Below are 8,510 nucleotides of genomic sequence, written 5' to 3' on the forward strand. Positions count from 1 at the left end.
GAGGGAGGCTGGACCTGCAGATTAGGCAGCGTCTTCCAGCGGGGCCTCTTGCGATGACTCCGCTGGGCTGGAGGCGGCTGCCTGAAGCAGGAATTGCTGGTAGCTGAGGACTTCGAAGCGACCATCCCAGTGCTCGACCACCGCCGTGAGGGATTCGACCCAGTCCCCGGAGTTCAGGTAGTGGATGTCTCCGATCATTTTGTTTTCGGGGGTGTGGATGTGACCACAGATGATCCCGATGCACCCGCGGTGCTTGGCCAGCTCCTGGAGCTGCGTTTCGTAGCGACCGATGAAGCTGACGGCCGATTTGACCTTGGCTTTGACCTTTTTGCTGAGGGAGAAGTATTCTTGGCCCCGCCAAGCGCGCCAGCGGTTGTAGAGGCGATTGAAGCGGAGGAGCCAGGCGTAGCCGAGGTGGCCGAGATGGGCCACCCACTTGTGATCGGTCGTCACGTTGTCAAAGCCATCCCCGTGGACCACCAAGTAGTTCCCACGGGCCGTCTGGTGGAGGTGCTCGCTCACGAGAGAAAATTTGTCGATCAAGATGGGGAGGAAGCGGGTCAGGACGTCGTCGTGGTTGCCGCGGAGGTAGACCACTTCCGTGTTTTTCTTCTCCATCATTTTGAGGATGTGACGGACGAGCTTGGTGTGCTCGTCCAGCCAGAACGGTTTGCGACGCAGTTGCCAGCCATCCACGATGTCTCCATTGAGGACGAGCTTTTCACAGTGGACGTGCTTGAGGAACTTCGTCAGCTCGGCGGCCTTCGAGTCGCGCGTGCCGAGATGCACGTCGGAGAGAAAGACGGTTTTGAAATCGAGTTTCGACTTGGCCACCACAATAAACTTCTCTTAAGTATAACCGAAAGAGGGCGAGAGACCCCATCGGTTTTGGGTGACAATCATGTCACGCCGAGAAAAGCGTGCCACGCCTCAGCCTTCCCCGCCTTCGACCGGGTGCTCGGGTTGTCTGCCGGGTCGAGCATCGGGATCTTTGCGAGAAGCGGCTGCGGGCAAGAAGGGTGCGGTGAACGCTGCCTCGAAGGTGTAGTCCCCGCGGAAGTCTTCCCTCTTATCCGATTGGGTTTTCCCAAAGGCCCCGATCTCAATGAGATTGAAGACCAAGTCGCCCACCTGCGCGCACTCCGTCAGCCCCCAGTCTTCCAGAACGGTCCTGGCGAGCGGGCCAAACTCATCCAGCGCGTAGCGTCGAAAGCCTTCCAACAGCTCGGGACCCGAGACATGACGGTCTTCCGCCACTTCACCGCCCTTGACCTCCCGCAGGGTGAAATCGAGCGCGTCTCGCAAAAACAAGTAAGCCTCTTCGGCGTAGCGTGGGTCCGATTGGCTGACCGAGCGGACGGCTTCCTCAAAGGTGCTTTGTTGCATGCGCCGAACGTGGAGTGAACGGGGGCGACTGTCAATGCACTCACGGTTCAGCGGGGGCTTCCTGATTGGCGAAGCGTGCTTGCATGGCATCGAGGTAGAGGGCGATTTCGTCTTCCCGCTTGGGCAAGAGCTGCCCGACTTCTTCCTGCGCCTCCCGCACGCCTCGGAAGATGCCGCGGGGGGCCTCCACTTGGTTGGCTTGGAACCAGTCGAGGTAGTTTTCAATTTCTATGGCCCGCAGGCGCACCTCGGCGCGGCGTTCCCGCAGCTCGGCCATGGTTTCGGAGAGGGCCACCGTCTGCCCGGCTACCAGCCTCCCCACGGCCAGCAAGTAGCCCTCGACCACCTCCCGGTAGAGGGCGCTCCCCCGAACCCGGAGGACTTTCAGGCGCTCTTCCACGGGGAGAAGGATGGTGGCCCGGTCGCGCCGCAGGCGGAGGGTATCGACCTCGTGGACAGTGGTGCGCACCGTCCGCTGGACGCCTTGCTCCTCCATCAGGAAGGCCACTTCCAAAGCGCGCGCCAGCTGCTCATCCGTCTCGGCTGGGCCCATGGCGTCAAAGAGTTTGGGCTGGGCCAGTTGTTCTTTTTTGATAGCCCACCAGCGATGAAGTTCGTCTTCCTGCACGCTCATTTCACGGTAGAGGAAGTCCAGGAGCACGGCGTCGCCTTGGGGGTGGAGGGGGCGTCGCTGAAGAAACTGCACGAAGCGAGAGCGGCCCTTGTCCTCCTCCAAGAGCATCTGCACCAGGCCGGCCGAAGCCGCCCCGTAAAGCGCCCGTGAGATGCGATCCATCTCAAGGGGCGCGGATTCTGTCACGATCTCCAAGTCAGGGAGCCGGCGCGACTTCATGGCCAGGTCGATCTCCGGGGGCAAAAAGCCCAAGCGCCGCTGGAAGAGCAGGATGTCGATGCCTTCCAGCACCCAAGGAGAGACCACCCGCTGGTTGGCCACCAAGTCCTGACCGCGCAGCTCCCGCAGCGCCAGCTCCATCAAGAGCAGTTCCAGGAGCGTGCGCCGAAGCTGAGCTTCCTCCATCCCGCGGTTGAGCTTGAGATCGAGGAGAAATTGGAAGCCGCCGCCCTCGATCGGCCGGGCCGAGTAGCGAATCATATCGCCATCACTCGGCGCTGGATCGCCCACCTCCCCGAAAAGGCGGGCCACAATCTCAAAGCTCCATTGATCGCGCCGTTGCAAAAGTGCCAGGAGGTCCCGTTTCATCCCTTCGAAGAGCACCGCCAACTCCCCGCGGGCCGAAGACGTGCCGCCCTGGACCACCATCTGCCGGGAGGAACTGAGGGTTCGCGCCGGTTCGCTCGGTTCCTTCTCCACCGCTTCCCCAGCTTCTTGCCCCAGCGCCGGCCATAGCCACCCGCCGAGCAGCCAGCAAGCTGCCCAGGTGGTGAGGAGGCCTCGTCGTTTCATGGGAAGGGGGAACCCGGAATCTTGGGAAAGGAGAAATTCTTAGCCGCATCTCCAGCGAAAGCAATCCTCGGCCCCTTCGTGTCCCCTTGCACCGCGTCGCGTCCGGTCGCTTGAGGGCTTGGCTCTGGTCACTAATAACCTCGCTCCAGAATCACGCGATCCTGCTCAATGACCACCCTCCCGGTCTCGGTCAGGGCGGCGATTTCCTCTTGGTAAAGATCGTGCAGCTCCCTCACGGCCGGTTGCAGCGCGGCCAGAAACCCGCCGAAGACTCGCAGGTTCCCGAAGCGTCCTCGCTTGGCCTGGCAGAGAAAGAGGTCGCCTTGGCGCATGACCTCGAAGTGCAAGGAAACCGTGACCGATCGCTCGAAGAGCTTTCGCTCGATGATGACCTCGAATTGCCCATCCACCAAGCGCACCCAGGTATTCACATACTCAGCAAAGCCCTCGAAGGATCCCAATTGCTTGGCCGCCAAAGTCCGCTGGAGATACTCATTGATCGCCTCCTCCGTCAGCCGGACCTCCGGCTGCAACTGAAGCATCTCGCTGATCTCGCCCGGACCTTCCACTCGCGTCAGCCCCAGCTCCTCCTGGCTCTCGGCCGGGGCGCTGGGATGCCCGGCAATGTCCGAAAGATCCTCCGCCTGGAAGGAGAAAAATAAGACGAGCCCAAATAGCAGCAAGAGCAGGATCGTGAAGATCTGGACGAACAGCATCAGCCCGCCGCCCCGAGCCTTGCGGGCGTAGGAAGGCGGGCGTCGAACGTTGCCAGGGCGCATGAGAACCGAAACGGGCTTCCATAAAGGAAGTCAAACGTCACTTCTTGGAATCCCCACCTCCGGAGGACGCCTTCGGCTTGGCTTCGCTGCTCGTGCTCTGGCCCTCGGACTTCGACGCTTTCGACTCCTTGGAAGGGGCCTTCTCCGCATCCGCGCCCTTCTTGTAGGAATCGCTGCGGTAGTCGGTTTGGTAGAAACCGGAGCCCTTGAAAATGATGCCAGCGCCCGTGCCGATCTTGCGTCGCACCTGGCCGCGGCACGCCTCGTCAGGGCAGGCCTCCAAACGGGGGGCCGTCATCGACTGGAAGACCTCAAAGGTCTGGCCGCAGGTATCGCAAACGTAATCGTAGTTGGGCATGGTTTTCGGAAAGGAAACCGGAATGTAGAGGTTCCGTCGCTTCTCGCAAGTGCCACCGGAGGGCAGCTTGACCGCTGAGCCCGGAAACCGTATTTTGCTCCCTCCTCTATCATGACTCACCAAATCCTTCTTCTGTCTCTCGCGGCTGGTCTGCTCGTCGGATGTGCCGGCTCGAATGATCCCTATGGCCGCACCGCCTACCTGCGCGGAGTGGGCGACCCCACTGCGGTGGGCGCCTACCGGCAGGAAGGCCCCATGGCCGATTCCGTCTCCTACTGGGATGGGGAAGGCTACAGCGGCGCGCCCTCGGTCGTCATCGATCTCACCCGACAGCAAGCCCTCTTTTACAAAGGAGGTCGACTCGTCGGCTCCTCCCTGATTTCCTCCGGTCGGGAAGGCTACCGCACCCCCACGGGCAACTTCAAAATCATCCAAAAAAGCCGAGACCACGCCTCCAATCTCTACGGAAAAATCGTGGACGCCTACGGCAACGTCGTGAACCCGGACGCCGACTCCCGCAAGGACCCCGTGCCCCGCGGCGGCCGCTTTGTGGGAGCGCCCATGCCCTACTTCATGCGCATCCATGGCGGCATCGGCCTCCACGCCGGCTACATCCCCGGCTACCCTGCCTCCCATGGCTGCATCCGCATGCCCGAACGGATGGCGCGCACCTTCTTCGACAACGTCGCCTACGGCACCCCCGTCCGCGTCATTCGTTAGCGGGCGCCCCTCTTTTCACAAACTGGTGGTGGACCAAGACCCTGTCTGCCACCACCCCTAACCTCATGGTTCTTCGGACACTCGCCCTCACCCTTCTAGGAAGCCTCTCTCTCCCGGCTGAGCCCCTCCCGAGCGGCAGCGCCCTCTTCATCCACCCAGACGGAGCTGGCGTGAATGTCTGGGGGGCCGCCCGCTTTCTCAAAGTCGGACCGGATGGCCTCCTCGCTTGGGACCAACTCCCTGAAATCGGCATCTACCGCGGCCACGTCAAAGATGGCCTCACCCCCACCTCCCACGCCGGAGCCACCTGCCATGCCTATGGCGTGAAAGTCGCGGCCGACTCCTATGGAATGGACCTGAAAAAGCCCCTCCGCGCCCTCTCCGGCTACCCCGGAAGCATCATGCAGGAGGCGCTCGCCCGCGGGAAAGCGGTCGGCCTCGTCAATAGCGGCCACATCGGCGAGCCCGGGACCGGCGTCTTTCTAGCGAGCGTTCGCAAGCGCAAGAACGTGGACGCCATCGCCAGCCAAATCCTCCAAAGTGGAGCCCAAGTTCTCCTTCTCGGGGGCGAAAAATTCTTTCTCCCCGAAGGCGTCGAAGGCTTCCATGGGCCGGGGGCGCGAAGCGACCAGCGAAACCTCATCGAAGAAGCCCGAGCCGCCGGCTACACCATCGTTTTCAACCGCAGCCAACTCCAAGCCCTCGACCTCCCCACCGTCGACAAACTGCTGGGAATCTTCGCCACCTCCGACACCTATCACGCGAAATCGGAGGAACTGCAAGCCGCCGAAGGGCTCGACCACTATGAGCCCGAGGCCCCCACCGTCGCAGAAATGACCGAAGCCGCCCTCACCATCCTATCTCGCCACGAAAAAGGCTTTCTCTTGGTCACCGAAGAAGAGGGAACTGATAATTTCTCTAATCACAATAACGCAGGCGGCACCATGGAAGCCGCCCTTCGGGCCGACGACGCCCTCCAAATCGGGCTCGACTTCCTCCAGGCCCACCCCGACACCCTCCTCCTCACCTGTAGCGATAGTGATGCCGGCGGCCTCCAAATCGTCTCCATCGCCGAATCCCTGGCCCGAGGCTACGGCGGCCTCCCCAATCTCCTCGCCCTGGACCAGCTCCCCATGGCCACCACCGACAATGGCGCGCCCATGGACGGCATCGACGGACCGCAAACCGCCCCCTTCCTCTCGCTCCCCGACCGGGCAGGCCGACGCTTCCCCTTCGGCATCGCCTGGGCCGGCAAAATGGACTTCTCCGGCGGGATCGCGGCCCGGGCCGCCGGACTCCACGCCGAGCGCCTCCCACTCAACTTCGACAACACAGACACCTACCGCATGCTCTACCTCGCCCTCTTCGGCGAATGGCTGCCCCACGCGGAATGACGCCCCACTCCCAAATCATTCCACAGACCGCCCACCGCATTCCGCATTGACCCACGGGGTCCCTCCCGCTATTCCCTAGCGGATCATGGCCGACAAGCCCCCGAAACAACGGACCCTCGCCCAGCCCGCCAGCCTCAAGGGCAACTCCCTCCACACCGGGGAGACCGTCACCCTCACCTTGAAGCCCGCCCCCTGCGGCCACGGCATCCAATTCCAGCGGATCGACCTCGAAGACCAGCCCCTCATCGCGGCCCACGTCAGCAAGGTCCAAACCGTCGAGCGGGCCACCACCTTGGCAGAAGGCAGCGTCAAAGTCCAAACAGTCGAACACGTCCTCAGCGCCCTCACCGGCATGGGGATCGACAACGCCCTCGTGGAAATGGACGCCAACGAGCCCCCCATCGGGGACGGCTCGGCAGCGCCCTACCTCCAATGCATCCAGCAGGCAGGCATCGTCGAGCAGGACGAGCCACTCAGCGTCTGGGAAATCCGCGAGCCCATCCACCTTGAATCCCGCAATGGCTCCCTCTTCACCATCGTCCCGGACAAAAAATTCCGCATCTCCTGCACCCAAGCCGACGACCAAGGGAACTTCACCCAATTTTTCAGCACCGAAATCACCCCAGCCATCTACGAAAAGGAAATCGCCCCCGCCCGCACCTTTGTGCACTACGAAGACGTCAAACCGCTCCTCGACAAAGGCCTCATCAAAGGCGGGAGCCTTGAAAGCGCCATTGTCATCAAGGGCGACTCCATCATGGCGAGCGAGCCCCTCCGCTTCGACGACGAATTCGTCCGCCACAAAATCCTCGACATCGTGGGCGACCTTATGCTCTGCGGCAAACGCATCATGGGCCACATCATCGCCGTCCGCCCCGGCCACGGCCCCAACACCGAAATGGCCAAAAAAGTCGCCAAAGAATACGCCGTCATGCGCGCCATGGTCCCCCCGGTCCAAATCCCGACCGGCGAAAGCGTCCTCGACATCAACGAAATCCTCAAAATCCTCCCCCACCGCTACCCCTTTCTGCTAGTGGACCGGATCGTGAAATTCGAAGGCGAATGGAAATGCACCGGCATCAAAAACGTCACCATGAACGAACCCTTCTTTCCCGGTCACTTCCCTGGCCACCCCGTCATGCCAGGCGTGCTCCAAGTGGAAGCCATGGCCCAAGTTGGCAGCATCCTCATGTTAAGACAGGAAGGCAACCAGGGAAAAATCGGCTACTTCATGAGCGCGGACAAAGTGAAATTCCGCAAACCCGTCCTCCCGGGGGACACCCTCTTCATCGAAGCCGAAGTCACCAAAGCCCGAGGCAGCGTAGGCCAAACCTACTGCCGCTGCCTCGTAAACGACAAAGTCGTCAGCGAAGGCGAACTCAAATTCGGACTGGTTGAACAATAGCCCGCAGAGCCCGACAGCGGGCAGTGAAAACTGAACACCGAAAACTAGCAAACTCTCCGATGATCCACCCCACCGCCATCATCGACCCACAGGCCGAACTGGGCAGTGGTGTAGAAATCGGGCCCTACAGCATCATTGGAAAAGGGGTCACCGTGGGAGAGGGAACCAAAATTCACAACCACGTCACCCTCCAAGGCCCCACCCAAATCGGAAAAGAAAACGAATTCTTCCCCTACGGCAGCATCGGCCAGCAGACCCAAGACCTGAAATACGAAGGGGAGCCCACCCACCTCGAAATCGGAGACCACAACCTCTTCCGAGAATTTGTCACCCTCAACCGAGGCACCGCCCCCGGTTCCAAAACCCGCATCGGCAGCCACAGCCACTTCCTCGCCTACACCCACATCGCGCACGACTGCGTCATTGGCGACCACTGCATCTTCTCGAACAACAGCACCCTCGGCGGCCACGTCCTCGTGGAAGACTATGTCATATTGGGCGGCTTCAGTGGCATCCACCAATTCGTCCGCATAGGGAGGCATGCCATGACCGGAGGCGTCACCAAACTCGTCCAAGACCTTCCCCCCTACATGATCGCCGACGGCAACCCCGCTCTCATCCGAGGCATCAACCAAGTAGGCCTCCAGCGCCGAGGCTTCAGCGAAAAAGCCATCAAGTCCCTCCGCACCGCCTACAAAACCATCTACAAAAAAGACCTCAACGTCACCCAGGCCATCGAAACGATGAAAGCAGTCGAACCCCCTACCGAGGAACTCTCGCATCTCATTGACTTCGTGGAGTCGAGCGAGCGGGGGATCGTCCGCTAAAACCAAGCTGCAGAATTGGCTCGAAAGACACCGGCTCTCCCTTCCACGCGCTTCAGCGCCTCTTCCCCACAACACCTTCCCTCCATTCTTCCAGTGAATTCTAGAGGTTGGTATAAGCCAGGCAGCCGGATCAAGCGAAGGCAGGCCGCGCGCCTCTCGGCCCAAACCAGGGCGCGCAGAATGTGCAAAGCCTACGCAATCACCAAAAAAACCGA

9 protein-coding genes are annotated in these 8,510 nt (G+C 61.3%); 4 read left to right on the forward strand and 5 right to left on the reverse strand.

What is annotated here, in order from left to right:
- Window positions 1-21 precede the first annotated feature (21 nt).
- From AAF555_07765 to AAF555_07785, 5 genes are all read right to left on the reverse strand, one after another.
- Window positions 22-834 (reverse strand): UDP-2,3-diacylglucosamine diphosphatase, encoded by an 813-nt coding sequence (locus AAF555_07765; protein ID MEM6911467.1) that lies wholly within the window; start codon window positions 832-834, stop codon window positions 22-24.
- 96 nt (window positions 835-930) lie between these two features.
- Complete coding sequence (locus AAF555_07770) at window positions 931-1,386, reverse strand: Minf_1886 family protein (GenBank protein ID MEM6911468.1); 456 nt, start codon at window positions 1,384-1,386, stop codon at window positions 931-933.
- 40 nt (window positions 1,387-1,426) lie between these two features.
- Entirely contained in the window at window positions 1,427-2,812 is a 1,386-nt protein-coding gene (locus AAF555_07775; GenBank protein MEM6911469.1) for a hypothetical protein, read from the reverse strand.
- Between the two features lie 131 nt (window positions 2,813-2,943).
- Complete coding sequence (locus AAF555_07780) at window positions 2,944-3,591, reverse strand: hypothetical protein (GenBank protein MEM6911470.1); 648 nt, start codon at window positions 3,589-3,591, stop codon at window positions 2,944-2,946.
- A 37-nt stretch (window positions 3,592-3,628) separates the two neighbouring features.
- On the reverse strand, window positions 3,629-3,949 hold the full coding sequence (locus AAF555_07785; GenBank protein ID MEM6911471.1) for an FmdB family zinc ribbon protein: 321 nt from the start codon (window positions 3,947-3,949) through the stop codon (window positions 3,629-3,631).
- Between the two features lie 111 nt (window positions 3,950-4,060).
- On the opposite strand from AAF555_07785, the gene AAF555_07790 reads away from it, so the two are divergent.
- The 4 genes from AAF555_07790 (at window position 4,061) to lpxA (ending at window position 8,295) form a co-directional block, all read left to right on the forward strand.
- Window positions 4,061-4,669 carry a L,D-transpeptidase family protein gene (locus tag AAF555_07790; GenBank protein ID MEM6911472.1) on the forward strand — a complete coding sequence of 203 codons (609 nt, stop codon included), beginning with the start codon at window positions 4,061-4,063 and terminating at the stop codon, window positions 4,667-4,669.
- A gap of 65 nt (window positions 4,670-4,734) precedes the next feature.
- Entirely contained in the window at window positions 4,735-6,063 is a 1,329-nt protein-coding gene (locus tag AAF555_07795) for an alkaline phosphatase (protein MEM6911473.1), read from the forward strand.
- An 85-nt stretch (window positions 6,064-6,148) separates the two neighbouring features.
- Complete coding sequence (locus tag AAF555_07800) at window positions 6,149-7,468, forward strand: bifunctional UDP-3-O-[3-hydroxymyristoyl] N-acetylglucosamine deacetylase/3-hydroxyacyl-ACP dehydratase (protein ID MEM6911474.1); 1,320 nt, start codon at window positions 6,149-6,151, stop codon at window positions 7,466-7,468.
- A 59-nt stretch (window positions 7,469-7,527) separates the two neighbouring features.
- A complete protein-coding gene (gene lpxA, locus AAF555_07805; GenBank protein MEM6911475.1) occupies window positions 7,528-8,295 on the forward strand; it encodes an acyl-ACP--UDP-N-acetylglucosamine O-acyltransferase in 768 nt (255 codons plus the stop codon).
- Window positions 8,296-8,510 lie beyond the last annotated feature (215 nt).

Source organism: Verrucomicrobiota bacterium (genome assembly GCA_039027815.1).
GTDB lineage: Bacteria > Verrucomicrobiota > Verrucomicrobiia > Verrucomicrobiales > JBCCJK01 > JBCCJK01.